Source organism: Pseudomonas sp. AU11447 (genome assembly GCF_001672555.2).
Classification (GTDB): Bacteria; Pseudomonadota; Gammaproteobacteria; order Pseudomonadales; family Pseudomonadaceae; genus Pseudomonas; species Pseudomonas nitroreducens.
Map to the genome: position 1 here is coordinate 124,546 of NZ_LZDG02000089.1, position 25,999 is coordinate 150,544.

General features: G+C 65.8%; 23 protein-coding genes and 1 other RNA gene. 8 read left to right on the forward strand and 16 right to left on the reverse strand.

The genetic code is table 11. The features are described 5' to 3' along the window. Position 1: 1 nt before the first annotated feature. Positions 2–1,336, reverse strand: a complete 1,335-nt coding sequence (pepP, locus tag A6723_RS28395; protein WP_054907767.1) for a Xaa-Pro aminopeptidase — start codon at positions 1,334–1,336, stop codon at positions 2–4. Between the two features lie 8 nt (positions 1,337–1,344). Then, on the reverse strand, positions 1,345–1,899 hold the full coding sequence (locus A6723_RS28400; protein WP_054907830.1) for a UPF0149 family protein: 555 nt from the start codon (positions 1,897–1,899) through the stop codon (positions 1,345–1,347). A gap of 182 nt (positions 1,900–2,081) precedes the next feature. Here A6723_RS28400 and A6723_RS28405 point away from each other — a divergent pair, with 182 nt between their 5' ends. The 4 genes from A6723_RS28405 to A6723_RS28420 all read left to right on the forward strand — a co-directional run bounded on the left by A6723_RS28405 (position 2,082) and on the right by A6723_RS28420 (position 3,467). Next, positions 2,082–2,291 (forward strand): TIGR02449 family protein, encoded by a 210-nt coding sequence (locus A6723_RS28405; protein ID WP_017521390.1) that lies wholly within the window; start codon positions 2,082–2,084, stop codon positions 2,289–2,291. Further along, entirely contained in the window at positions 2,288–2,617 is a 330-nt protein-coding gene (locus A6723_RS28410) for a cell division protein ZapA (protein WP_024765744.1), read from the forward strand. Before A6723_RS28405 ends, A6723_RS28410 begins: the two co-directional genes overlap by 4 nt. 32 nt (positions 2,618–2,649) lie before the next feature. Next, a non-coding RNA gene (gene ssrS, locus A6723_RS28415) (6S RNA) lies at positions 2,650–2,828 on the forward strand. 9 nt (positions 2,829–2,837) lie between these two features. Beyond that, positions 2,838–3,467, forward strand: coding sequence for a 5-formyltetrahydrofolate cyclo-ligase (locus tag A6723_RS28420; protein ID WP_054907766.1), 630 nt, complete (start codon positions 2,838–2,840; stop codon positions 3,465–3,467). 24 nt (positions 3,468–3,491) lie between these two features. Here the strand turns inward: A6723_RS28420 and A6723_RS32535 are convergent, their stop codons facing one another. Next, a complete protein-coding gene (locus A6723_RS32535) occupies positions 3,492–3,626 on the reverse strand; it encodes a hypothetical protein (RefSeq protein WP_128082560.1) in 135 nt (44 codons plus the stop codon). A 307-nt stretch (positions 3,627–3,933) separates the two neighbouring features. On the opposite strand from A6723_RS32535, the gene A6723_RS28425 reads away from it, so the two are divergent. After that, positions 3,934–4,395, forward strand: a complete 462-nt coding sequence (locus A6723_RS28425; RefSeq protein WP_054907765.1) for an EVE domain-containing protein — start codon at positions 3,934–3,936, stop codon at positions 4,393–4,395. 44 nt (positions 4,396–4,439) lie between these two features. Continuing rightward, a complete protein-coding gene (locus tag A6723_RS28430) occupies positions 4,440–6,278 on the forward strand; it encodes a diguanylate cyclase (RefSeq protein WP_054907764.1) in 1,839 nt (612 codons plus the stop codon). Positions 6,279–6,391: 113 nt separating this feature from the next. On the opposite strand, the gene A6723_RS28435 is transcribed toward A6723_RS28430, so the two are convergent. The 4 genes from A6723_RS28435 to A6723_RS28450 all read right to left on the reverse strand — a co-directional run bounded on the left by A6723_RS28435 (position 6,392) and on the right by A6723_RS28450 (position 11,967). Further along, positions 6,392–7,516: an ABC transporter permease gene (locus A6723_RS28435; protein WP_054907763.1), complete on the reverse strand. Its 1,125-nt coding sequence runs from the start codon at positions 7,514–7,516 to the stop codon at positions 6,392–6,394. Between the two features lie 3 nt (positions 7,517–7,519). Continuing rightward, entirely contained in the window at positions 7,520–10,255 is a 2,736-nt protein-coding gene (rbbA, locus tag A6723_RS28440) for a ribosome-associated ATPase/putative transporter RbbA (protein ID WP_054907762.1), read from the reverse strand. Beyond that, positions 10,252–11,325: an HlyD family secretion protein gene (locus A6723_RS28445; protein WP_054907761.1), complete on the reverse strand. Its 1,074-nt coding sequence runs from the start codon at positions 11,323–11,325 to the stop codon at positions 10,252–10,254. Before A6723_RS28445 ends, rbbA begins: the two co-directional genes overlap by 4 nt. Before the next feature lie 228 nt (positions 11,326–11,553). Beyond that, positions 11,554–11,967 (reverse strand): flagellar basal body-associated protein FliL, encoded by a 414-nt coding sequence (locus A6723_RS28450; protein ID WP_037013440.1) that lies wholly within the window; start codon positions 11,965–11,967, stop codon positions 11,554–11,556. A gap of 159 nt (positions 11,968–12,126) precedes the next feature. Between A6723_RS28450 and A6723_RS28455 the strand changes: the two genes are divergently transcribed. Continuing rightward, complete coding sequence (locus tag A6723_RS28455; protein WP_054907760.1) at positions 12,127–13,104, forward strand: NADPH:quinone oxidoreductase family protein; 978 nt, start codon at positions 12,127–12,129, stop codon at positions 13,102–13,104. Between the two features lie 602 nt (positions 13,105–13,706). Here the strand turns inward: A6723_RS28455 and A6723_RS28460 are convergent. The 7 genes from A6723_RS28460 to A6723_RS28490 all read right to left on the reverse strand — a co-directional run bounded on the left by A6723_RS28460 (position 13,707) and on the right by A6723_RS28490 (position 22,131). After that, positions 13,707–15,230 carry a malonyl-CoA synthase gene (locus tag A6723_RS28460; RefSeq protein ID WP_065348214.1) on the reverse strand — a complete coding sequence of 508 codons (1,524 nt, stop codon included), beginning with the start codon at positions 15,228–15,230 and terminating at the stop codon, positions 13,707–13,709. Between the two features lie 9 nt (positions 15,231–15,239). Beyond that, a complete protein-coding gene (locus A6723_RS28465) occupies positions 15,240–16,559 on the reverse strand; it encodes a malonyl-CoA decarboxylase (protein WP_054910229.1) in 1,320 nt (439 codons plus the stop codon). Positions 16,560–16,583: 24 nt separating this feature from the next. Next, positions 16,584–18,044, reverse strand: coding sequence for an amidase (locus A6723_RS28470; protein WP_054910228.1), 1,461 nt, complete (start codon positions 18,042–18,044; stop codon positions 16,584–16,586). Positions 18,045–18,211: 167 nt separating this feature from the next. Further along, positions 18,212–19,207, reverse strand: a complete 996-nt coding sequence (locus A6723_RS28475; protein ID WP_371914085.1) for an extracellular solute-binding protein — start codon at positions 19,205–19,207, stop codon at positions 18,212–18,214. A gap of 60 nt (positions 19,208–19,267) precedes the next feature. Then, complete coding sequence (locus A6723_RS28480; RefSeq protein ID WP_054910226.1) at positions 19,268–20,074, reverse strand: ABC transporter permease; 807 nt, start codon at positions 20,072–20,074, stop codon at positions 19,268–19,270. Beyond that, the gene (locus A6723_RS28485) at positions 20,074–21,000 is read right to left on the reverse strand and encodes an ABC transporter permease (protein ID WP_054910225.1); all 927 of its coding nucleotides are present in this window, start codon (positions 20,998–21,000) and stop codon (positions 20,074–20,076) included. The genes A6723_RS28480 and A6723_RS28485 overlap by 1 nt, the downstream gene beginning before the upstream one ends. 12 nt (positions 21,001–21,012) lie before the next feature. Further along, a complete protein-coding gene (locus tag A6723_RS28490; protein ID WP_054910224.1) occupies positions 21,013–22,131 on the reverse strand; it encodes an ABC transporter ATP-binding protein in 1,119 nt (372 codons plus the stop codon). A gap of 249 nt (positions 22,132–22,380) precedes the next feature. Here A6723_RS28490 and A6723_RS28495 point away from each other — a divergent pair, with 249 nt between their 5' ends. Then, positions 22,381–23,286 (forward strand): LysR substrate-binding domain-containing protein, encoded by a 906-nt coding sequence (locus A6723_RS28495; protein ID WP_054910223.1) that lies wholly within the window; start codon positions 22,381–22,383, stop codon positions 23,284–23,286. Between the two features lie 135 nt (positions 23,287–23,421). Here A6723_RS28495 and A6723_RS28500 read toward each other — a convergent pair whose 3' ends face one another. Further along, positions 23,422–24,390 carry a CDP-6-deoxy-delta-3,4-glucoseen reductase gene (locus A6723_RS28500; protein WP_054910222.1) on the reverse strand — a complete coding sequence of 323 codons (969 nt, stop codon included), beginning with the start codon at positions 24,388–24,390 and terminating at the stop codon, positions 23,422–23,424. 120 nt (positions 24,391–24,510) lie between these two features. Further along, positions 24,511–25,977: a 4-hydroxy-3-polyprenylbenzoate decarboxylase gene (ubiD, locus tag A6723_RS28505; RefSeq protein ID WP_054910221.1), complete on the reverse strand. Its 1,467-nt coding sequence runs from the start codon at positions 25,975–25,977 to the stop codon at positions 24,511–24,513. Positions 25,978–25,999 lie beyond the last annotated feature (22 nt).

Consider the following 25,999-nt stretch of genomic DNA (forward strand, 5'->3'; position numbering starts at 1 on the left):
GTCAGGCGGCCTGGGCCTTGGCTTCGGCCATCAGTGCTTCGATCTCGGCAACGGTTTTCGGCACGCCGTTGGTCAGCACTTCGCAGCCGGTCTTGGTCACGACCACGTCGTCCTCGATGCGCACGCCGATGCCGCGCCACTTCTTCGGCACGTCGGTGTTGTCCGGCGAAATGTAGATACCCGGCTCGACGGTCATCGACATGCCCGGTTCGAGCACGCGCCATTCACCGCCGACACGGTATTCGCCGACGTCGTGCACGTCCATGCCCAGCCAGTGGCCGGCGCGGTGCATGTAGAAGGCCTTGTAGGCTTCGCGCTCGATCAGTTCGTCGACGTCGCCCTTGAGCAGGCCCAGTTCCACCAGTCCGGCGGTGATGACCCGCACGGTGGCCTCGTGGGCTTCGTTCCAGTGACGGCCCGGGGCGATGTAGTCGAAGGCCGCCATATTCGCATCCAGAACAAGCTGGTAGATGGCCTTCTGCTCGGGACTGAACACGCCGCTGGCAGGGAAGGTGCGAGTGATGTCGCTGGCGTAGCAGTCGATCTCGCAGCCGGCGTCGATCAGGATCAGGTCGCCATCCTTGATCTGTGCGTCGTTCTCCCGGTAATGCAGGATGCAGGCGTTGCGGCCGGTGGCGACGATGGAGCCATAGGCCGGCATCTTCGCGCCGCCCAGGCGGAAGGCGTATTCCAGCTCGGCTTCCAGGTGGTACTCGTAAAGCCCCGGACGGCAGGCCTGCATGGCGCGGATGTGGGCGCCGGCGGAGACTTCCGCGGCGTAGCGCATCACCTTCACCTCACCGGCGCTCTTGTACAGGCGCTGGTCGTGCAGCAGGTGGTCGAGGGCAACGAACTCGTTCGGCGGCTGCGCACCCTGGCGCGCCTTGGAGCGGATCACGTTGATCCACTCCATCAGCCGGCGATCGAATTCCTGGTTGGCGCCCAGCGCGTAGTACACGCGGTCGCGGCCCTCGATCAGGCCCGGCAGGATGTCGTCGATATCGCCGATGGGGAAAGCATCGTCGGCGCCGAAGGTGCTGATGGCACCGTCCTGGCCGGCGCGCAGGCCGTCCCAGAGTTCACGCTCCGGATCGCGCTCGCGGCAGAACAGCACGTACTCGCCGTGCTCGCGACCGGGGATCAGCGCCAGCACCGCTTCCGGCTCGGGGAAGCCGGTGAGGTACTGGAAGTCGCTGTCCTGCCGGTAGACGTGCTCGACGTCGCGGTTGCGGATGTACATCGGCGCCGCCGGGAGAATGGCGATGCTGTTGGGTTCCATCTGCGCCATCAGCGCCTTGCGACGACGGGCGTATTCCGACTTGGCGATACGGATCATGCGCGACCTCAATGCAGGGAGGGTTTCTCGGCCGGTGCCGGCACCTTGCCGAATTCGGAGAACAGCAGCAGCGGGGCCACGCGCAGGTATTCCTGCACTTCCATGTAGTCGGCCTCGCCGTCTTCGGATTCTTCCAGCTGGCCGCCGACCTGGGCGATGGCGGCGATGTCCTGCAGCACTTCGTCGGCTTCGTCCGACAGGCTGGGGGCACGCAGCGCCAGGCCGAAGCCGGCGAGGAAGCCCTGGCACCACTGGCCCAGGGCCACGGCGCGCTCGGCGAGCGGCGCGTCGTCGTTGGGCAGCATCAGCACCACGGCCATCTCGCCCTGGCTGAAGTCCTGCTGGACCATGCCCAGCAGGCCGCCGAGAGCCGCGCCCAGGCGTTCGCCCGGCTCGCCGCCGAGCAGGTCGCTGGCGGCCTGCAGCCACTCTGCCTGGTCGAAGCCACTGCCGGCGCAGACGCGACCGAGCAGGTGGCCGTGCAGTTCGGCAGGGGAAATGGGCAGGGCGGCCTCGGCAAGCAGGGCGGCGAAAGCGGTGTAGGCGGAGCTGGAAGTGGACATGATCGAACCCGGATGACGGCTAGGCGCCATCAGGCGCCGCGCATAGAATATGGTCCGTTATCCTAGCACCGGCGCACACCGCAAGACCATGTGACGACTCGCCGGGCCGCCGTGCGTTGACCCACCCCCACGGCAGTCCTATATAGTTCTCGATTACTTAAGCAACTCCCAAGCGAGAGCCCATGGAAGACGCCGACCTGCACGCGCTGATCGCCAAGTTCGACCTGCTGCTCCAGCGCCTGGAACAGCTCAAGGCCGAGAACCGGCTGCTGCGGGCGAACGAGAAAAGCTGGCGGGAAGAACGCGCCCATCTGATCGAGAAGAACGATTTGGCTCGGCAGAAGGTCGAAGCGATGATTTTGCGTCTTAAAGCCCTGGAGCAGGACTCATGAGCCAGTCGAATACCCTGAACGTCCAAATCCTCGACAAGGAGTACTGCATCGCCTGCCCTCCGGACGAGCGCGTCAACCTGGAAAGCGCCGCGCGCTATCTGGACAGCAAGATGCGCGAGATCCGCTCCAGCGGCAAGGTGATCGGTGCCGACCGCGTCGCGGTGATGGCCGCCCTGAACATCACCCACGACCTGCTGCACAAGCAGGAGCGCGTCGAGCAGGACAGCGGTTCCACCCGCGAGCGCGTGCGTGAACTGCTCGAACGCGTGGACCGTGCACTGACGACCGAACCCCTTACCACCGATAAAGAGCAGGGTGAAGTCTGACCCCGGAAATTTCCTTGGGGTATAATCCGTCTCGCTCCCTGGTGTGTTGGCCAGTCGGTGATGTCCCTGAGCCGATAATTGCAACAACGGGGGTTGCCAGTTGGGCTGGTGTGCATGTCCGCACGACGGAAAGCCTTAAAGCCTACTGCAACCACCACCTTGAACTCTCGGGTTCAAGGGCTAACCCGACAGCGGCATGTCCGGGGAGCTTTACCCTTCCATGATCCACGCAGATTCCCTCTCCCGCCCTGCCCTGCGCCGCCAGCTGCGCCAGGCCAGACGCGCACTCACTCCCCTCCAGCAACGCCTCGCCGCACAAGCCCTGTACCGCCAGCTTGCGCAACATCCGCTGTTTCGCCGGGCGAAGCACATTGCGTTGTATCTGCCAGCTGACGGCGAGATCGACCCGCGCCCCCTGATGAAGGCTGCGCAGCAGCGTGGCAAGGCGATCTACCTGCCGGTGCTTTCGGACTGGCCACGCACGCACATGACCTTCCAGCAGGTCGGCATTGGTGAGCGCTGGGTACGCAATCGCTTCAACATCGCCGAACCGCAGGCCGACCGTCAGCGCCAACGCCCGGCCTGGGCGCTGGACCTGCTGTTGCTGCCACTGGTGGGCTTCGATCCGCAAGGCGGCCGGCTAGGCATGGGCAAGGGGTTCTACGACCGTACCCTGGCCTACCTGGGAATGCGCAAAAATTGGCAGAAACCGACGCTTTTGGGCCTGGCGCATGAATGCCAGAAGGTCGATAAGCTGGAGCTGGCGAGCTGGGATGTGCCGCTGATGGGCATTGTGACGGATGGCGGCTGGTATGGCCGTCTCGCTACGGCATCGCGGTCCTTGCGATAGCCGTCTCGATAGCACCCCGGCGAATCAGGGCTGCTGGGTGACCTGCACCGGGGCGTTGCCCTGGCGTTGTTCCCACAGGCTCTGGGTGTAACCGGTCGTGACGACACCCAGACCGAAAAGTATTACCAACACCCACAAAAGATCAGGCTTGCGCTTCATCGATTGCCTCCCCCTTCCAGGCAATTGTTCATGACGGCCGGCGGTGGTTTTTGGTCCGTCCGGCAGGCCAAGCTAAAAACGGCGGCATTCTCCGACAATGCGGGGCGTCTCGCAATTCTGGCGCCAACCGGTCGTCGGAGGATCGGCCGCCCCCGAAACTCCCGGCACTTTCAGGCAATGTTCATGCCGATGTTCCTACATATTCTTCCTACAATTTGTTTCCGGCGAGTCGGCAGCTTGTCGCAGGGAACCACCTATCGTTAGTAAAAACGATCACGAACCGCCACGCACAAGGAGACCCTCGCGGATGGCACGCGCTTACTGGCTGATGAAATCCGAGCCCGACGAACTTTCGATCCATGACCTCCAGCGCCTGAAGACCGCGCGCTGGGACGGCGTGCGCAACTATCAGGCACGCAACTTCATGCGCAGCATGCAGCCGGGCGACCTGTTCTTCTTCTACCACTCCAGCTGCCCGGAGCCGGGCATTGCCGGCATTGCCGAGATAACGGGCGAGGCCTACCCGGACCCAACCGCGCTGGACCCGAAAAGCCACTACCACGACCCCAAGGCCAGTGCAGAGAAGAACCCCTGGACGGCCCGCGATGTCGGTTTCGTCGAGGCCTTCCACTCGGTGCTGCCGCTCGGCACGCTCAAGGCCCAGGCCGGGCTGGAGGAGATGCCCCTGGTGCAGAAGGGCAGCCGCCTGTCGGTCATGCCGGTCACCGCTGAACAATGGGCGATTGTCGTCGGCCTGGCGCACAAATAGAGGCATTGTGCTATTAGGTTACTGAAGCTCCCGGAATTCGCCACATGCACCGCCTTCAGTCCTCACTAGCTACCTACCTCGGGCTTGGCGGTCTGCTCTGCGTGCTTCTGCTCGCCAGCGCCTGGCTCGGCGAGGAGCTGGCAGGCAGTGAACGGCAGCGCGTGCAGGAGCGCCTGACCTACCAGGGGCGCAGCCTGGCACACCGGTTGGAAGCCAACCTCCACGAGCAGGTCCAGGGCCTGGACCTGCTCGCCCAACTGTGGACCCACCACGGCCGCATGCCCCGCGCCGAATGGGAGCTGGACGCACGCTTCTACGTGCGCAGCTTCCCCGGCTACCAGTCGATCCAGTGGTCAGGGCCGGACCTGCGTATCCGCTGGCTGGAGCCCTTGCAGGGCAACGAGGCGGCGCTGAACTTCCAACTCACCGACCATCACCCCAACTACGCCACCGCCATTGCCGCCCGCGACAGCGGCAAGCCGCGCCTGAGCGACAGTGTGGAGCTGCTCCAGGGCGGCCGCGGCTTCGTCCTGTATACGCCGGTGTTCATCCGTGGCACGGACAATGAGCTGCAATTCGACGGGTTCATGCAGGGCGTGTTTCGCGTCGGCAACCTGATGGACAACCTGCTGCAACAGCTCGACAACCAGCTGTTCACCGTCCGCCTGCTGGAGCATGGTCGGCCGCTCTACGTACGCGAGCAGCCCGACAGCGATGCCGACCAGACCCTGCGCGTACCGCTGCGCCTGCTCAACAACCGCAGCTTCGAACTGGAGCTCAGCCCGACGGCGCAACTGGTCAGGTCGCTGTCCTCGCCGTTGCCGCTGGTGGTTTTTGGCGGCGGCGTCGCGATCAGCCTCCTGCTGGTGGCAGCGCTGTTCCTCGCCCGAGAGAACGCCCGCCGCGCCACCGCCCTGAGCGCCAGCAACCAGTTGCTCAACCAGGAGGCGGAACAGCGCCAGTCCGTCGAGGCCACCCTGCACGAGAGCCGCGAACGCCTGCAGCTGGCGCTGGACCTCACCGACTCCAGCCGCGACGCGCTGTTCATCTTCGACCTGCAGCACCGCGAGCTGCTGCACATGAACCGCGCCACCTACAATGCCCTGGGCTACAGCGCCGAGGACTTCCGCCATCTGCTGCGCGAAGACCCCGAACGGCTGGTTCCCGGCTTCCACGCCTGGATCCAGCTGGTACAGCAGGCGCACCGACTGAACCTGTCGATGATCTTCCAGCGCGAAATGCAGCGCCGCGACGGCAGCCTGCAGCCTGCGGAGATCAATACCCAGCTGATCCACCAGGGCGACCGCGACTACCTGATCGCCGTGGCTCGTGATAACAGCGAACGCCTGCAGCTCGAGGCACAGCTGCAGAAGCTGTCGCAGCAGGACGGGCTGACCGGCTTGTACAACCGCCGCTACTTCGACCGCCAGCTGCAGAGCGAATGGCGCCGCCTGCGCCGGGCCGACGCGCCGCTGGCGGTGCTGATGCTCGACGTCGACCACTTCAAGCGCTTCAACGACTGCCTCGGGCACCTCGCTGGCGACGACGCCCTGCGCCGCGTTGCCAGCTGCCTGCAGGAGTGCCTGCAACGCGAGGGCGACGTTGCCTGCCGCTTTGGCGGCGAAGAGTTCGTGATCATCCTCACCGACACCGGTGCCGAGGGCGCCGGCCACGTCGCAGCGCGCATCCACCAGCACGTGGCGGAACTCGCCATCGCCCATCCGGCAGCGGAGCTGGGTCGGTTGACGGTCAGCATCGGCCTGGCCATTGCCACGCCCGGCCAGGACGCCGAGCCGGACCAGCTGATCGCCCAGGCCGACCGCGCGCTGTACGCGGCCAAGCACAAGGGGCGGAACCAGACGTGTGTGTGGCCGGTGGAGTAACAGTTCCCCTGTAGGAGCGAGCTTGCTCGCGAACGGATTGACCGGCAGCGTCGGCGTCGGGCAGGTTCGCGAGCAAGAACTAGGCGTCCCCCTCGCTCCTACGAAAAGCCGGCCTAGGCCATCTGCCCGATGGTCCGACGGAAGCGCCACAGCGCGCCGCTGAAGAACGCCGCACCGATCCCGACGATGGCCAGCAGCTGTGGCCAGACGATGGACAGGTCGGCCCCACGATAAAGAATCGCCTGGGCCAGGCTGACGAAGTGCGTGGTCGGCGCCGCCAGCATGATGGTCTGCACCAGCTCCGGCATGCTCTCGCGCGGCGTGGTGCCGCCGGACAGAATCTGCAGCGGCATCAGCGTGAGGATCACCAGCAACCCCAGCTGCGGCATCGAGCGCGCCACGGTGCCGAGGAAGATGCCCATCGATGTGGTGGCGAACAGGTGCAGCGCCGCGCCCAGCAGGAACAACCCCACCGAGCCGCTGATCGGCACGTCCAGCCAACCGCGCACCACCAGTTGCAGCGAGATCGCCGCCGCCACCAGCACCACGGTGCCCATCGACCAGACCTTGGCCATCATGATCTCGAAGGCGGTCAGCGGCATCACCAGCAGGTGCTCGACGGTGCCGTGCTCGCGCTCGCGAATCAGCGCGGCGCCGGTGAGGATGATCGACAGCATGGTGATCTGGTTGATCACCTCCATCACCGCGCCGAACCAGGCCTGCGTCAGGTTCGGGTTGAACTCCATGCGCACCGCCAGCTCCGCCGGCATCGCCGACTCGGCACGGTAGCGGCTGACGAACTCGCGCACCTCGGTGCCGACGATGTTCTGGATGTACCCGGCGCCGGAGAAGGCCTGACCGGTCTGCGTCGCATCGACGTTGACCTGGATCGCCGGCTGCCGCCCGGCCAGCACGTCGCGCTGGAAGTCCGGCGGGATATCCAGGGTGAAGGTGTACAGGCCGACGTCCATGCCACGGTCCATCTCCGCGTGGCCGATCATCTCCGGCGTGCGGAAATACGGCGGCTGGAAGGCGTTGACGATGCGCGAGGAGAGCTGCGACTGGTCCTCGTCGACGATGGCGATGGGCGCGTGGTGCAAGGTTTCCGGCACGCCGGTGGCGGAGCTGTAGACACCCAGGGTGAAGGCCCAGGCGATCAGGATCAGCATCGCGTAGTCGCGGCCCAGGCTGCGGAATTCCTTGATGCCAAGGTTGAAGATGTTCGCCAGCTTCTTCATGGCTCAGTCCTCCTGCTTCTTCAGGCAGGCCACGCTGAGCAGCGTCAGCACCACGATCATCGCCGCCAGCGGCAGGTAGTAGACCCACAGGTCGGGGAAGCCCAGCGCCTTGGAGAAGGCGCCACGGCTGATGATCAGGAAATGCGAGGTCGGGTAGAGCTGGCCGATGAAGGCTGCCGCGCCTTCCAGCGACGACACCGGGTGGATCAACCCGGAGAACTGGATCGCCGGGATCATGGTGGCGATGGCGGTGCCGAACACCGCGGCGATCTGGCTCTTCATGAAGGTCGAGAGCAGCAGCCCCAGCCCCGTGCTGGTCACCACGTAGAGGAACGCGCCGACCAGCAGTGCGAGGAAGCTGCCCTTGAGTGGCACCTGGAACAACAGCACGGCCATCGCCAGCATCAGCACGAAGTTGATCATGCCCATGCCGATGTAGGGCAGTTGCTTGCCCAGCAGGAACTCCAGGCGCGTGACCGGCGTGACGTAGAGGTTGGTGATCGAGCCCAGCTCCTTCTCACGCACCACGCCCAGGGCGGTGAGCATCGCCGGGATCATGATCAGCAGCAGCGGGATCACCGCCGGCACCATGGCCTTGAGGCTCTCCACATCCGGGTTGTAGCGGTAGCGCACCTCGGTGCTTGCGGCCGCGCTGGCAGCGGCGCTGCCGTTCTGCCGGGCAAGGTCGGCGAGGTAACTGGCGTGGAGCCCCTGCACGTAGCCGAGCACGGTGTTGGCGCGGGTCGGCATGGCGCCGTCGATCCACACGCCGATGGCCGGGTCGGCGCCACGCTTGAGGTCGCGGCCGAAGTTCGGCGGGATCTCCACCGCCAGGCTGATGTCGCCGCTGCGCAGGCGCCGCTCCAGGTCGTCCGGGTCCTGGATCGCCTGCTTCTCGATGAAGTAGCGCGAGCCGGCGATGTTAAGCGCGTAGGCCTGGCTGGTGGTGGTCTGGTCGCGGTCGAGCACGGCGTAGGTCAGGTCCTCGACATCCATGTTGATGCCGTAGCCGATGATGAACATCAGCAGCGCAGTGCCGACCAGCGCCAGGGTCAGGCGGATCGGGTCGCGGCGCAGCTCCATGGCCTCGCGGCGCGCGTAGCTGAATAGGCGCAGCCAGCTGAAGCGATCGCTGCCCTTGTAGCGCGTGGATTCAGTGGCCGGCTCCGGCGCAGGGGCCGTTTCCGGCACTGGCGCGCTGCCGGCGGCTTCTTCCAGGTAGGCGATGAAGGTGGCTTCCAGGGTCGGCAAGCCGCGCTTGTCGATCAGCCCCTGCGGGGTATCGCTGTCGAGCACCTTGCCGGCGTGCATCAGCGAGATGCGGTCGCAGCGCTCGGCCTCGTTCATGAAGTGGGTGGAGATGAAGATGGTCACGCCGTCATTGCGCGACAGCTCCACCATCAGCTCCCAGAAGCCGTCGCGGGCTACCGGGTCGACGCCCGAGGTGGGCTCGTCGAGGATCAGGATTTCCGGCTTGTGGATCACCGCCACGGCCAGCGACAGGCGCTGGCGAATGCCCAGCGGCAGGCTGTCGGGCAGCTCATTGCGGACCTTGCCGAGGTCGAAGCGCTGGAGCATTTCCTCCACGCGCGGGCCGATCTGTTCAGGCGGCAGGTGGAAGAGTTTCGCGTGCAGCTCGAGGTTCTGCAGCACCGTCAGCTCGGCGTACAGCGAGAACGCCTGGGACATGTAGCCCACACGGCGGCGAGTCTCCATGTCGTTGGCGTTGACCGGCTGGCCGAACAGCGCACAGGTGCCTTCGCTGGCCGGCAACAGGCCGGTGAGCATCTTCATGGTGGTGGACTTGCCGCAGCCGTTGGAACCGAGGAAGCCGAAGATTTCCCCGCGCTCGATGCGAAAGCTCACATGGTCCACCGCGACGAAATCGCCGAAGCGACAGGTCAGCCCCTCGGCCTCGATGGCGATCTGCGGTGCACCGTCATTCTGCGGACGCGGGGGAATCACCAGCTTGTGGTGGCCGGCACGCTTGCTCTCGGGCAGCAGCGCAATGAACGCCTCCTCGAGGTTCTGCGTCGATGTCTGCTCGCGCAACTCGGCGGGTGTCCCGGTGGCGAGCACCTTGCCCTCGTCCATCGCCACCAGCCAGTCGAAGCGCTCGGCCTCCTCCATGTAGGCGGTGGCCACCAGCACGCTCATGCCTTCGCGACCGGCGCGGATACGGCCGATCAATTCCCAGAACTGGTTGCGCGACAGTGGGTCGACGCCGGTGGTGGGTTCGTCGAGGATCAGCAGGTCGGGGTCATGGATCAGCGCGCAGCACAGCCCGAGCTTCTGCTTCATGCCACCGGACAGCTTGCCCGCCGGCCGCTCGGCGAAAGGCGCCAGCCCGGTACTCTGCAGCAGGTCGGCGATGCGCCGCTCGCGCTCGGCCTTGTCGTGGCCGAACAGGCGACCGAAGAAATCGACGTTCTCGAACACCGAGAGCGTCGGGTAGAGGTTCTTGCCCAGCCCTTGCGGCATGTAGGCGATGCGCGGGCACACGGCGCGGCGATGGCGCACGTCGCGCATGTCGCCGCCGAGCACCTGGATTTCGCCGTCCTGCATCTTCCGCGCGCCGGCCAGCAGCGCCAGCAGGCTGGACTTGCCGACACCATCCGGGCCGATCAGGCCAACCATGCGATTGGCCGGGATTGCCAGGCTGACGTCGTCCACCGCGCGGGTCTCGCCGTAGCGCAGCGAGACGCCGGTGAGATGAGCCACGCAGCCGGCGCCGCTCATTGCGGGACCTTGATCTGCAGGTCAGCCGGCCATTCCACCTGCGGGTCGAGGCGCATATAGGCCATGCCCGGCACGCCAGTCTTCACGTAGGTGATGTACTTCTCCAGCAGGCCCGGATCGAGGCGCGCCTTGACGCGGAACATCAGCTTCTCGCGCTCGTTGGCAGTCTCCACGGTCTTGGGCGTGAACTGCGCGACGCTGGCGACGTAGGACACCTTGGCCGGGATCACGTACTCCGGCACCGCATCGATCACCAGGTGCACTTCCTGGCCCAGCTCGACCTTGCCGGCCTGGCCCGAGGGCAGGAAGAAGGTCATGTAGACATCGGCCAGGTCGACCATGTTGAGCAGCTTGCCGCCGGCCGGCAGGACCTCGCCCGGCTGCGCCACGCGGTACTGCACGCGGCCGTTGCGCGGGGCCTTGAGGTCGCTGTCGTCGATGTCGGCCTGCAGGCGCACGGTGCTCGCAGTGGCGGCCTCGATGGCCGACTGCGCCTCGATCACCTGGGAGCTGGCAGCAGCGATGCTGGCCTGAGCCGAGATAACCTGGGAGCGCGAAGCGGCCAGCGCCGCCTGGGAACTCTGCAGGGCAGCGCGGTCATCGTCGAGTTGCTGTTGCGGCAGGGCGTTGCGCTTGACCAACTGCTCGGTGCGGGTGAAGCGCTTCTGCGCAGCGGTGAGCTCGGCCTGGCGCTGGGCGACCATGGCTTCGGCGGTGGCCTTCTCGCTGTGCCGCTGGGCCACCAGGGACTCGGCGGTGAGCTTGGCGTTCTGCGCCCGCCGCACCTCGGCCTCGGCCTGCGCCAGCTGGGCCTTGAGCACCTGGGTATCCATGCGCGCGACGACCTGGCCGGTCTTCACGAAGTCACCTTCGTCCACGAGGATTTCCGCCACCCGCCCGGCGAGCTTGGTCGCAACGTCCACCTCGGTGGCTTCGATGCGCCCGTTGCCGCTGGCAAAACCTTCGCCCAGCCCGGTCGGCTTGAACGTCTGCCAGGCCAGCGCGGCGAGCACGGCCACCACCAGCACCGCGAGACCGCGGGTGCGCCAGCTTTTTGCGTTTCCTGTCATCCGATTTCCCCTTGTCCAGGCGCTCGAATTCGAGCGAATCATGAGGGGATGTTCGGCGACCGGCGGCAAATGGGGTTTGATTCAGGTCAGGCGTGCAGAGGAAATTTCCTACGCGCCTTGCGAGGCGGGACTTTCAGACCGGCATTGCGGCGGGTGGCCGCAGCCGGAAAACGGAGGCGCCTGCGGTGCGCAGATGAGTTGCGCTCATGCAGGCGCCTCGGGAAGCGCTCAGGGCTGGACGATCAGGTTGTTGAACAGCAGGTCGTCGACCAGTGGCTTGCCCTCTTCCTGCTGCAGCACGGTCTGCACCTGCTTCAGCGCTTCCTGGCGCAGTTTTTCCTTGCCGTCGACGCTGCCGAGGGATTCATCCGTTTGCTGGGCAAACAGCATCACCAGTTGGTTGCGGATCAGCGGCTCGTGGTGCTCGACCTTCTCCGACGCTTCCTTGCCGATGACCTTCAGGGCGATGTCGGCTTTGAAGTACTTCAGCCGCGGGCCGCTGCCGTAGTTACCCACCAGGGCCGGCGTCAGGTCGACGAAGACCGGCTTGTTGGCGTCTTCCGGCTTGGCCTCTTCGGACTCGGAGGCGATGACGAAGGGGCTGAAGGAAAGGACCAGCAACAGGGCGAGGAAAGCTCTCAAGGCGATGTCTCCGGATTCGATGGGCAAAGGATAGCCACAGTCGCGCCGCCGCCCAAGCTATATCGGGGCATAAGCCCAGACCATGGTGATTTGCCCCCTGCCCCTGCACTCCTACACTGCCCCACTCGGAAACAAGAACCCGCCAACGGAGTACTTCGAATGAAAGCCGTGCTGTGCAAAGCCTTCGGCCCCGCCGAAACCCTGGTGCTGGAAGACATCGCCAGCCCCGAGCCGAAGAAGAACGAAGTCCTGCTGCAGGTGCATGCCGCCGGGGTTAACTTCCCCGATACGCTGATCATCGAGGGCAAATACCAGTTCAAACCGCCCTTCCCGTTCTCCCCGGGTGGCGAGGCTGCCGGCGTAGTCGGCGCGGTCGGCGAGAAAGTCACCCATGTGAAGCCCGGCGACCGCGTGATGGCGCTGACCGGCTGGGGCAGCTTCGCCGAGGAAGTGGCGGTGCCCGGCTACAGCGTGATGCCGATTCCCGACGGCATGGACTTCGCCAGCGCCGCGGCCTTCGGCATGACCTACGGCACCTCCATGCACGCACTCAAGCAGCGCGCCAACCTGCAGCCGGGCGAGACCCTGCTGGTGCTCGGCGCCTCCGGTGGCGTGGGCCTGGCTGCCGTGGAAATCGGCAAGGCCATGGGCGCCAAGGTGATCGCCGCCGCCAGCAGCGAGGCCAAGCTGGAAGTGGCCAAGGCCGCCGGTGCCGACGTGCTGATCAACTACAGCGAAGGCAGCCTGAAGGACAAGCTCAAGGAAATCACCGGCGGCCAGGGCGTGGACGTGATCTACGACCCGGTTGGCGGCGACCTGTTCGAGGAAGCCTTCCGCTCCATCGCCTGGAACGGCCGTATGCTGGTGGTCGGTTTCGCCAGCGGCACCATCCCGTCGCTGCCGGCCAACCTCACCCTGCTCAAGGGTGCCTCCCTGGTCGGCGTGTTCTGGGGCTCCTTCGCCCAGCGCCAGCCGCAGGACAACGCGGCGAACTTCCAGCAGCTGTTCAAATGGTTCGCCGAAGGCAAGATCAAGCCGCTGGTGTCGCAGACTTTCCCGCTGGAGAAAGCCGCCGACGCGATCAACCACCTGGGCCAGCGCAAGGCGGTGGGCAAGGTGGTGGTGACGGTTCGCTGATCGATTTGTGCAACATGAAAGAGCCCCGCTGATGCGGGGCTTTTTCATTGCGTCGCTCCGGCGTTGAGCAATTCGCGAGCAAGCTCGCTCCTACGAAGAGCCCTACTTCTGCCGCTTTGGCTTTGGCTTTGGCTTTGGCTTTAAAAAGATTTCCAGCGAAACATCTGCGCACTCCGAATCGCCCCGTTCAGGAGGCCTCGTTGAAGCGGAGTTTCAGGGGTTGAGCGRCATGGATGYCGCGAGAGCCRCGATGGGCCAGGGATGGCCCTTCGTGGGGGGACGCCTAGTTCGGGCCCCTGAAACTTCGCTTCAACGAGGGMATTTTTCGCCCCAAGCGAAAAACCGGATGWYYGGGGCAAGACCTTTGCCCACTTTGGGKCGTTTGCCAAAGTGGGTCGCCCGAGGGGGCGAAACAAGAAGTCCGCGCGCACACTGGCGCGACGCCGGAAAGCCCGGCGCGAGGCAGGCACATCGCGGACGGAGTCCGCTCCTACGCGGGCTCGATGCACCTGATATCTCCAATAGGAGCTGATTTCGCGTAGAAGCTCCGCTCCTACGAAAGCAAAAGCCCCGCGAACGGGGCTTTTTCAGGTACGCAAGGTTCAGGAATACAGCGCCTTGAACTGCTCACGCAGCACGTTCTTCTGCACCTTGCCCATCACATTGCGCGGCAGCGCATCGACCACCATCACCCGCTTGGGCTGCTTGAAGCGCGCCAGCTTGCCGTCCAGCGCGGCGAGCACCTGGGCCTCGCTCGGTGCCTGCCCTTGGCTGGCCACCAGCACGGCGGTAACGCCCTCGCCGAAGTCCGGGTGCGGCACGCCGATCACCGCCGACTCGACCACGCCCGGCAGGGTGTCGAGGATTTCCTCCAGCTCCTTGGGATACACGTTGAAGCCGCCGCTGATGATCATGTCCTTGTTGCGGCCGACGATCTGCACGTAGCCCTTGTCGTCGATGAAGCCAATGTCGCCGGTCATGAAGTAGCCGTCCGCGCGCAGCTCCTCGGCGGTCTTCTCCGGCATGCGCCAGTAGCCCTGGAACACGTTCGGCCCACGCACCTCGATCATCCCCGGCTCGCCCTGGGACAGCGGGGTCGGCGCGGACTGCGAAGGATCGGTGATGCGCAGTTCGACGCCCGGCAGCGGGAAGCCGACAGTGCCGGCAATGCGCTCGCCATCCAGCGGGTTGGAGGTGTTCATGCCCGTCTCGGTCATGCCGTAACGCTCGAGGATCGCCATGCCGGTGCGCTCGGAGAACGCCTTGTGGGTCTCGGCGGTGAGTGGCGCGGAGCCGGAGATGAACAGGCGCATGTGCGCCACCGCCTCGCGGGTCAGGCCGGGTTGGTCGAGCAGGCGGGTGTAGAAGGTCGGCACGCCCATCAGCAGGTTCACCTGCGGCAGCAGGCGAAGCATCTGCGCGGCGTCGAACTTGCTGAGGAAGAGCATCGAACCGCCCGCCATCAACAGACTGTTGCAGGCCACGAACAGGCCGTGGATATGGAAGATCGGCAGCGCATGGAGCAGCCAGTCCTCGCCGGTAATCTGCCAGGCATCCACCAGTGCGCGGGCGTTGGAGACGAGGTTGCCGTGGCTGATCATCGCCCCCTTGGAACGCCCGGTGGTGCCGGAGGTATAGAGGATCGCGGCGAGGTCGCTGGAGGCGCGCGGCACGTCGACGAAGCGCCCCGGCTTGCCATGCACGGCGTCCATCAGCGAGCCGTCGACCTGGTCGCCCAGGGTCGCCACACGAGCCACACCGCTGGCTTCGGCCAGTTCGCGGGCCTGGGCTTCAAAGGCCGGCGCGCAGACGAACAGCGAGGGCTCGGCGTCGTCGAGGAAGTAGCGCAGCTCATCGCCGGTGTAGCCGCTGTTGAGCGGCAGGTAGACCGCACCGACGCGCAGCACGGCGAGGTAGAGCATCACCGTCTCGGGGCTCTTGTCGACCTGCACGGCAACGCGGTCGCCCGGCTGCACGCCAAGTTCCACCAGCGCATGGGCGAACTGCGAAGTGCTGCGCAGCATGTCGGCATAGCTGTAGTCGCCACCCAATGGGGTGCGGATGAAGGGCTTGGACAGGTCGCTGGGCAGGTGTTTGCCGACTTCGGCGAAAAGACTCTGGTTCATGGTGAGGTCCTAGCGTTTTGTTTTCGCCGACAGCGTCGCGAGCTTGCGCACCTCGGGTGAGGCCGCGACCGCGCCCTGGTTGGCGTAGGCTTCGTGGTTCTTTTCGATCTGGCGCAGTTCGTAGCGGTAATTGACCATCAGCCCAGCAGCCTGGCGCAGGCCGCTGGCGGAGAGGTCGCCACGCCAGTTCAGGCGCTCCAGACGGGCACCGTTGCCGAGGTGGAAGCGCGCCACCGGGTCCAGCGGAAGCCCGGTGCCGTTCTTGGCGTGCAGGAAATATTCGGCGGCCAGCGCCAGCAGCGGCTGCTCGGTGCGCGGCGGTGGCGGCGCGTCGGGCTTGAGCGCCTTGAGCAGGTCGGCGGCGGCCGCGCCCAGTTGCGGGTCGTCGCCCAGCCCGTCGAGCCAGCGACGGAAGCCGGGTACCGGTGACAGGGTGACGTACTGGCGCAGGCCGGGAATCTCCCGCGCCAACTCTTCCACCACCTGCTTGATCAGGAAGTTGCCGAAGGAAATGCCGCGCAGGCCGTCCTGGCAGTTGCTGATGGAATAAAACACCGCCGTATCGGGTTCCTCTGCCGGCTGAACGTCTGTCGCCGGCTCGAGAATGTCTGCAATCGCGCCCGGCATCGCGCGGGTCAGCGCCACCTCGACGAAGATCAGCGGCTCTTCCGCCAGCGCCGGGTGGAAGAAGGCGAAGCAGCGGCGGTCGGCCGGTTGCAGGCGGCTGCGCAGGTCGTCCCAGTCCTTGATCGCGTGGACGGCCTCGTACTTGATGATCTTTTCCAGGATCGACGCCGGGGTCGACCAGTCGATGCGCCGCAGCACCAGGAAGCCACGGTTGAACCACGACGCCAGCAGGTGCTGCAGGTCGTGGTCCACGGCCGCCAACTCGGGTTTGCCCTTGAGTTCCCCCAGCAGCCTGCGGCGCATGGCGATCAGCTCGGCGGTGCCGCCCGGCGCCTGATTAAGGCGGCGGAACAGTTCCTGGCGCGGTGGTTCGCTGGCCTCGAACAGCTGGGTGGTGTTAGCCGACGAAGGATCGTCGAGATAGCGCTGGCAGGCTTCGGCCAGCGCGTCATGAGGCGGCGCGAAATCCATGAGCAGCGTGTCGAAGAAAGCCTTCTGCTGCTCCTCCGGACAGTCGCGGTAGGCGCACAGCACCTGCCGCGCCAGCGCCACGCCGGAAGCCTCGCCATGGCCGGAGATCAGTTTGCGGCACGCCTGCGCCAGCGCCTGGGCATTGCCCGGCGCCGGCTCGCGCGACTCCAGCAATTGCCGGCCGCGCTCGCTGATGCTCTGCAGCAGTTCCTGGAAGAAGCTGATGTTCATGCGTCCCCCTCGCTTGTGGATAAATCAGTCGCCTTTCAGCATCGGCGGCGGGCAGCGCTGGTACCAGCGCGAAGCCTGCTCGTAGGCGTGGGCCAGTTGCAGCACGGCCATGTCGGCCTGGTGCTTGCCGATGATCTGGATGCCCATGGGCAGGCCCTGTTCATTGAAGCCTACCGGCACGTTGGCCACCGGGCATCCGGACAGGGTGGCCGGAATCACCACCTCCATCCAGCGGTGGTAGGTGTCCATGGCCTTGCCGGCGACTTCCTTCGGCCAGTCCCAGCTCTTGTCGAACGGGAACAGTTGCGCGCTGGGCAGCAGCAGATAGTCATAGCGCTCGAACAGCTGGCTGATGGCGCGGTACCAGTCGCTGCGCGCGGCGGAGGCACGGAACACGTCCATGGCGGACAGCTTCAGGCCGTTCTCCACTTCCCAGATGGCCTCGGGCTTGAGCAGCTCGCGCTTGGCCGGATCGGTATAGGCGGCGCCGAGGGAGCCGGCGACCATCCAGTGACGCAGGGTGCGCCAGGTGTCCCAGAGACGCTCGGCGGAGAAGCCCATGGCGGTGTCTTCGATGTGGCAGCCAATGGCTTCGAAGTCGGCGAAGGATTTGCGGCACAGCTCCAGCACACCCCGCTCCATCGACAGGTGGCCGCCCAGGTCGCCCAGCCAGCCCAGGCGCGCGCCCTTGAAGTCGCGCTCCAGCCTGCCGGCGAACTGCTCGCCACTCTCGGCAATGGACAGCGGGGCACGGGCATCGCCGCCGGCCTGCACCGACAGCAGCAGCGCCACATCACGCACGCTGCGGCCCATCGGGCCTTCGTAGCCGAGCTGGTCGATGAACAGGTCGGCGCTGTCGTCGAAGGGCACGCGGCCCTGGGACGGACGGAAGCCGACAATGTTGTTGAACGCCGCCGGGTTGCGCAGCGAGCCCATCATGTCGCTGCCGTCGGCTACCGGGACCATCTGCAGCGCCAGCGCGGCCGCCGCGCCACCGCTGCTGCCGCCGGCAGTGCGGTCGGGCGCGTAGGCGCAGCCGGTGGCACCGAAGATCGGATTGTAGCTGTGCGAGCCGAGGCCGAATTCCGGGGTGTTGGTCTTGCCGATCAGCACGGCGCCGGCCGCGCGGATGCGCTCGACCATGATGCCGTCGCGTTCGGGCACATAGTCGCGGAACAGCGGCGAGCCGAGGGTGGTGCGGATGCCCTGGGTCAGCGACAGGTCCTTCACCGCATGGGGCAGGCCATGCATCCAGCCACGGTATTCGCCGCGCGCCAACTCGGCGTCGCGCAGGTCGGCCTCGGCGAGCAGCTGCTCTTCGGGCTGCAGGCTGATGATGGCGTTGACCGCCGGGTTGTAGCGTTCGATCTGCGCCAGGTGCGCCTGCATGACTTCGCGGCAGGACACCTGGCGCAGGCGGATGCGCTGGGCCAGTTCATGGGCCTGGAGCTGGACGAGTTCGTTGTTGTGCTTGTACTGGCTCATGGAGCGCGGCCTTCTTTCATCGGGAGCTTCCGGCAGATGGGAAGCCTATGTCGGGTTCAGCAACCCCGCCGGCAGGCGAGGCTTGTTGCGTTCTTCAGGCCGAGCGATGCCGCTGCGCCGAGCTGGCGCACGCGTGCATCGCTGTGCCGTATTCCCGTCTGGCGGGATCAGCGCATCAGGTTGGTCCAGATGCGGTCGGCCAGGCGGATCGCGCCTTCGCCGCAGGTCTTGCTGAACACCACCTTGGTGCCCTCGGGGATGTGCAGTTCCGGCGCATCCTTGAGGCTGGCATCGAGGAAGGGTTCCACGCCCTTGATCGGGCTCTGGTGCTTGAGGAAGTTCTGGGTCATCGCCGAGTTTTCCGGCTGGCTGAGGAAAGCGATGAACTTCTTCGCGTTCTCCGGGTGCTTGGCGCCGGCCGGGATCACCAGGTTGTCCACCCAGGCCATCACGCCCTCTTTCGGGTAGAGGTACTTCAGGCTGGATTTCATCTCACGCGCACGCATCGACGAGCCGCCCCAGAACATCGACATGTCGACTTCGCCCGAGGCCAGGTTCTCGCGGATCGAGCCGGCCTTGGAGCTGTAGGTCTTCACGAAGGGCTTCTGGGTCTTCAGCAGGGTCAGCACCTGTTGCATCTGCTTGGGGTCCTCGCTGCACAGCGGGATGCCCAGGTAGAGGCTGGCGGTATCGATGACTTCGCTGGCCGAGTCGAACATGTTGATCTTGCCCTGCAGCTCCTTCGGCGGGGTGAACAGCACCGAGTAACTGTCGGCCGGGCCACTGTATTTCGCGCTGTCCAGCACCACGCTGGTGGTGCCCCAGATGAAGGGCACGGCGTAGGCGCCTTCCGGGTCCCAGGCGGGCTTCTTCAGGTTGTCCTCGACGTTGGCGTAGTACGGCTGGCCGGCCGGGTCGAAGCGCTCCAGCAGCTTCTCCTGGATCAGGATCGGCACGAACTGGTGCGAGGGAATCGCCACGTCGTAACCGGTGCCGCCCTGCTTGAGCTTGGCCAGCAGGGTCTCGTTGGAGTCATAGGAATCCACGGTGACCTTGATACCGGTTTCCTTCTCGAACTTCTCCAGGATCTGCGGGGTGAAATAGCCACTCCAGCTCACCACGTTCAGTTGTTCGGCGGCGTGCACGTTTGCCACCAGGCCCATGGCCAGCGAGGCACCTACAGCAGCGATCAGTTTGCTCATCTTCTACTCCGGTATGTGGGCTCAGGCCTTCTTCTTGCCGAGCAAAAAAGACAACGTTACGAACAGCACGGAAACGCCGAGGATCAGGGTCGACACCGCGTTCACATCGGGCGTCACGCCCATGCGCAGCAGGCCGAAGATGAAGATCGGCAAGGTGGTGGTGCCGGCCTGGGAGACCATCATCGAGATCACGAAGTTATCCAGCGAGACGATGAAGGCGAGCATCACCCCGGAGAAGATCCCCGGCATCAGCAGCGGCAGGGTGACCTTGCGGAAGGTCCGCCAGGGCCCGGCGTAGAGGTCGGCGGCGGCCTGTTCCAGGGACAGGTCCATGTCGTTCAGGCGAGCGCGGATCGGCAGGTAGGCGAACGGGATGCAGAACACCGTGTGGGCGATGATCAGGTTGCCATAGCCCAGCGACAGGCCGAGGGTGGAGAACAGCGCCAGGGTGGCGACGCCGACGACGATCTCGGGCAGCACCAGCGGCAGCATGATCGCTCCCATGGACAGGCGCAGGCCCTTGAACTTGGCCCCGCGCGAGGTGCCCAGCGCGGCCAGGGTGGCGATCGCCGTGGCGATCACGCTGGCGCACACGGCGATCAGCAGGCTGTTGCCGGCGGCCTGGCGCAACGCCTGATTAGCGAAGGCGCTGCGGTACCAGTCGAGGCTGAAGCCGGTCCACACGGTGGCGGACTGGTTGGCGTTGAACGACAGCACCACCAGCACCACGATGGGCGCGTAGAGGTACAGGTAGAACAGGAAACTCAGGACGCCGAAGCCACGGAAGTCCTGCACGCCCAGACGGCGCTTGGTCAGCAGCGAGAGCATCATTCACCTCCCCGGGCGATGCGCAGGCGCTCGGCGCGCATCGCGTAGAACATCAGCACCAGCATCACGGCGCCCATGAGCACCAACGACAGCGCCGCGCCAAAGGGCCAGTTCCGCGAGTCGCTGAACTGCCGGAAGATCAGGTTGCCGAGCATCATCTTGGTGCCGCCGCCGAGCAGCTCGGGGGCGATCATCGCGCCCAGGCAGGGCACGAAGGTGAGGATGGCGCCGGCGAGAATCCCCGGCCGGGCAATCGGCAGGACCACCTTGCGCAGGGTGCGGATACGCCCGGCGTAAAGGTCCTGGGCCGCTTCGAGCAGGCGCATGTCCATCTTCTCGAGGGTCGCGTAGATCGGCAGCACGACGAAGGGCGCGTAGGTGTAGACCAGGCCCAGCAGCACGGCGCCGTCGGTGTAGAGCAGGTTCAGCGGCTGGTGGATGATGCCGAGGCTCATCAGCGTGCCGTTGACCACCCCGGTGCCGCGCAGCAGCAGGATCCACGCGTAGGTGCGGATCAGCAGATTGGCCCAGAACGGCACGGTGATCAGGAAGATCAGCAGGCCGCGACGGTGCGCCGGCTGCATGGCCAGCCACACCGCCACCGGGAAGCCCACCAGCAGGGTGATCACGGTGGTCGCCGCGGCGATGCCGATGGAGCGCAGCGCGATCATCACGTAGGAGTCGGCGAAGGCCAGGCTGTCGTCGAGCTGGCGCTCGAACAGCAGCGAAACGTAGGCATCGACGCTGAAGTGCGGGTTCACGCCGCCATAGGGGTTGGCCTGCATCAGCGAGTAACCGATGACGATGAAGATCGGCACGATCAGGAACAGGCCGATGGACACCAGCGCAGGCGACACGCCAAGGAAGCTGCGCAGCGCCTGGCGCCGCTCCAGCGCATTGCCGGCGGTTGTGGATAACGGGTTCATGCTCACCTCCGCTCAGTCCACCAGGACGCTGGCGCTGCCTTTTTCGAACAGCAGCCCGGCGCGTTGCCCGGCTACCAGGCGCTGACGCTGGCCGGCGCTGTTGGGCGCACGGACGGTCAGCTTGCTGCCATCGGCGAGCGCCACCTGGTACTGCAGGTCGGTGCCCAGATAGATCTGCTGGACGACGGTGCAGGGCGCGGCGGACGACGTGTCCTCGGCCACCAGTTGCAGGCGCTCGGGGCGGATCGACAGGGTGACTTCAGCGCCGACCTTCAGGCCCTCGCGGGAGCCAGCCTCGATCAACTGCTCACCGCCGATGCGGTAGTAAGCGCGGTCGCCGTCGAAGTTCTCGACGCGGGCCGGGAGGAAGTTGGTCTCGCCGATGAAGTCGGCGACGAAGCGGTTGCGCGGATGCTCGTAGATATCGTCCGGGCGACCGACCTGCTGCACTTCGCCCTCGGAGAGCACGGCAATGCGGTCGGACATGGTCAGCGCTTCTTCCTGGTCGTGGGTGACGAAGATGAAGGTGATGCCGGTCTTGGCCTGGATCGCCTTGAGCTCTTCACGCATGGCCTGGCGCAGCTTGAGATCGAGGGCGGAAAGCGGCTCATCGAGCAGCAGCACCTTGGGATGCGGCGCCAGCGCACGGGCCAGGGCGACGCGTTGCTGCTGGCCGCCGGAAAGCTGGGTCGGCTTGCGCTGGGCGAAGCGTTCCATCTGCACCAGGGCGAGCATCTCGCGGACGCGCTCGGCGACTTGCGCCTTGCTCATGCGCTGGCCCATCGGGTGGGATTCCAGGCCGAAGGCGAGGTTCTCGGCGATGGTCATGTGCGGGAACAGCGCGTAGTGCTGGAACACCGTGTTGACCGGGCGCTCGAACGGCGGGCGGTCAGCGATGTTCTCGCCGTACAGCTGGATTTCCCCGGCGGTGGGGAATTCGAAGCCGGCGATCATCCGCAGCAGAGTGGTCTTGCCGCAGCCCGAAGGGCCGAGCAGGGTGAAGAATTCATTGTCGCGGATGTCCAGGTCGACGCATTTGAGCGCGACGGGACCGCTGGCCGGATCGCCGTAGACCTTGCGCACGGAGCGGATCGAAACCGCCGCCGTCTGCAGGCTGTGCAGGGCATTCATGGTGAAACCTCCGCATCCTTCCCGTCCGCCGCACGCTGGCGTTCGGGGGATCTTGTAGTTGTTCTGGCAGGGCTGGAGTAAACGCTGGATGCAGCGCTGGCCGTGGGTTCGGCTCGATATTGTGGTGATGCTGCTGGAGCGGATATTCGAAGAAAGGTGGTTGAGCGAAAAGCTCAATTTTCTTACATTCGATATTAAATAATTTAACAGCTTAAATTTAACAGCTCAGCCCGCCTTCGAGGTCCAGCCATGTCCATCCAGCGTCTTCCGCCGCTCAATGCCGTCCGCGCCTTCGAGGCCGCCGCACGCCTGGGCAGCTACGTCGCCGCCTCGAAAGACCTGCATGTGACGCAGCCGGCCATCGGCCGACACGTCAAGCTGCTGGAGGATTGGCTGGGCGTGCAGTTGTTCGAGCGCACCCCGCGCGGAGTCAGCCTGACGCCCGCCGGGCAACGCTACTACGCGAAGATATCCACAGCCCTGCAGCAGATCGCCGATGCCGGCCATGAACTGGCCCCCGGTGGCACCGCGCGCTGGCTGAAGATCCTCGTGGTGCCGGCCTTCGCCAAGCGCTGGCTGATGCCGCGCCTGGAAACCCTGCGCCAGCAGCGGCCCGGCCTGAAGGTGGCAGTGGAACCCAACCCGACTTTCAGCGAAGTGGACGGTAAAAGCGCCGATCTGGGGATTGTCTACGGGCTTCCCGGCGTCTATCCGCAGTGCCACAGCACCCTGGTGCGGCCGGCGGTGTTCCCGGTGTGTTCACCCGCCTATCTCGAGGAGCACGGCCCGCTGACCAGCGTGCACGAGCTGGCGCAGCACAAGCTGATCCACGTCGACGACGGCGAATGGTGGAACCTCTGGTTGTCCACCATCGGCCTCGACCTGCGGGTGAACTCCGACGTGCTCTACGTCAGCAACGACCACGCGCTGTCCATGGCCGAGGCCGGCCACGGTATCGCCCTGGCCAATCTGGTGCTGGTGAAGCACCAGCTGGCCGCCGGCACGCTGGTGCGGCCGCTGCCCGAGGAAGTGCCGCTGGAAAGCTACCAGTTGCTGCTGCCCACCGGCGCGGTAAGCGCCGACGTCGCCTGGTTCGAGGACTGGATTCGTGCGGCGCTGCAGGAGGAGTTTTCCATCGAGTCTCCGCGTGACTGAGCCGCCGGGGTAACGCAGCCAAGGCGTCACCCTGTAGGAGCGAGCTTGCTCGCGAACACGCCCAACACCGACGCTGCCGGGCACATCGTTCGCGAGCAAGCTCGCTCCTACAGAAAGCCCAGCCCCTGAGCTGAATCAGCCGCGTGGGGCGTAGGCGAAGACATCCGCGCGCATTTGATGCGGGTCCATGCCCGCCGCGACCAGCGCATCCAACGTGCCATAGACCATCGCCGGCGAGCCGCTGGCGTAGACGCGCAGGCCGGCCAGCTCGGCGAAGTCCTCGCACACCGCCTCATGCAGCAGGCCACAGCGCCCCTGCCAGCCGCACAGGTCGCTGACGATCTTGTGCAGGTGCAGGTTGGGCACGCTTTCCCACTGATCCCAATGGGGCAGATCGTAGAAGTCTTCCGGGCGGCGCACGCCCCAGTACAGGTGCACCGGGTGGGCGAAGCCGGCGGCGCGGCAGAACTCGATCAGGCTGTGCATCTGCGCCATGCCGGTGCCGGCGGCGATCAGCACCAGGGGGCCGTCTGGCAGGTCGGCGAGGTGCGCGTCGCCGAAGGGCATCTGCACGCGGGCGAAACGGTCGCGCTGGAGTTGCGCCAGCAGGTCGATGGCGCTGTTCTCGCGGGCCAGGATGTGCAGTTCCAGGTCACGCCCTTCCTGCGGCGCGGAGGCCAGGGAGAAGGCCGCCGGATCGCTGCCCTCGCGCTCGATCAGCAGGTACTGCCCGGCGTGGTAGCGCGGCGGCTTGCCGGCCGGGGCGCGCAGGCGCACGCGCCAGACGTCGCCGCCCACCGGCTCGCAGAGCGTCAGCTGGCAGGACAGCGCACGCACCGGCAACTCGCCGGGCGCCAGCACGCCATCCCAGTGCAGCACGCAGTCTTCCAGCGGCTCGGCCAGGCAGGTAAAGAGTTCGCCATGGTCACGCACCTCGCCATCCTGGCGCACGCGGCCTTCCACCAGCAGCGCCGCACAGATGTGGCAGTTGCCGTTGCGGCAGCTCTGCGGGCACTCGTAGCCCAGGCGCCGCGCACCGTCGAGGATACGTTCCCCGGGCGTCAGCTCGAGCTGGGCGCCGGAGGGTTGCAAGGTCACTTTCAAGCGATGTTCTCGTTCTTTTAGTTGTAGGAGCGAGCTTGCTCGCGAACACCCCCAGTAGCGGAGTTGGGTTCGCGAGCAAGGACTAGGCGTCCCCCTCGGTCCTACAGGCGGGCGGCCACATCAATCGATGCCCAGGCTCGCCCAGATTTCATCGACCCGACGGGTTACCGCCGGGTCCTTCTCGATCACCCGGCCCCACTCGCGGCTGGTTTCGCCCGGCCACTTGTGGGTGGCGTCCAGGCCCATCTTCGAGCCCAGGCCGGAAATCGGCGAGGCGAAGTCCAGGTAGTCGATCGGCGTGTTGTCGATCATCACCGTGTCGCGCTTGGGGTCCATGCGCGTGGTGATGGCCCAGATCACGTCGTTCCAGTCGCGGGCGTTGATGTCGTCGTCGGTGACGATAACGAACTTGGTGTACATGAACTGTCGCAGGAACGACCAGACACCGAGCATCACGCGCTTGGCGTGGCCGGGGTACTGCTTCTTCATGGTCACCACCGCCATGCGGTAGGAGCAGCCTTCGGGCGGCAGGTAGAAGTCGGTGATCTCGGGGAACTGCTTTTGCAGGATCGGCACGAACACTTCGTTCAGCGCCACGCCGAGGATCGCCGGCTCATCCGGCGGGCGGCCGGTGTAGGTGCTGTGGTAGATCGGCTTCTGCCGGCGGGTGATGCGCTCGACGGTAAATACCGGGAAGTGGTCCACCTCGTTGTAGTAGCCGGTGTGGTCGCCATACGGGCCTTCGTCGGCCATCTCGCCGGGGTGGATCACCCCTTCGAGGACGATTTCGGCACTCGCCGGCACCTGCAGGTCGCTGCCAATGCACTTGACCAGTTCGGTCTTGTGGCCACGCAGCAGGCCAGCGAAGGCGTATTCGGAGAGGTTATCCGGCACCGGAGTGACAGCGCCGAGGATGGTCGCCGGATCCGCTCCAAGGGCAACGGCCACCGGATAGGGCTGGCCGGGATGCTTCTGGCACCACTCGCGGAAGTCCAGCGCGCCGCCACGGTGGCTCAGCCAGCGCATGATGACCTTGTTGCGGCCGATCACCTGCTGGCGATAGATGCCCAGGTTCTGCCGTTCCTTGTTCGGCCCGCGGGTGACGGTCAGGCCCCAGGTGATCAGCGGAGCGACGTCGCCGGGCCAGCAGGTCTGCACCGGCAGCTTCGACAGGTCGACGTCGTCGCCCTCCTCGATCACTTCCTGGCACGGCGCGTCCTTCAGGACCTTGGGCGCCATGTTGATGACCTTCTTGAAGATCGGCAGCTTGGACCAGGCGTCCTTCAGCCCCTTGGGCGGCTCCGGCTCCTTGAGGAAGGCCAGCAGCTTGCCGATCTCGCGCAGCTCGGAGACGTCTTCCGCACCCATGCCCAGGGCCACGCGCTCGGGCGTGCCGAACAGGTTGCCGAGCACAGGCATGTCGAAGCCGGTGGGCTTTTCGAACAGCAGGGCCGGGCCCTTGGCGCGCAGGGTGCGGTCGCACACCTCGGTCATTTCCAGCACCGGGGATACCGGCGCCTGGATGCGCTTGAGCTGTCCGCGCTGCTCCAGGGCAGCGATGAACTCGCGCAGGTCGCGATACTGCATGAGGGTCTCGATGGCGGCAGGA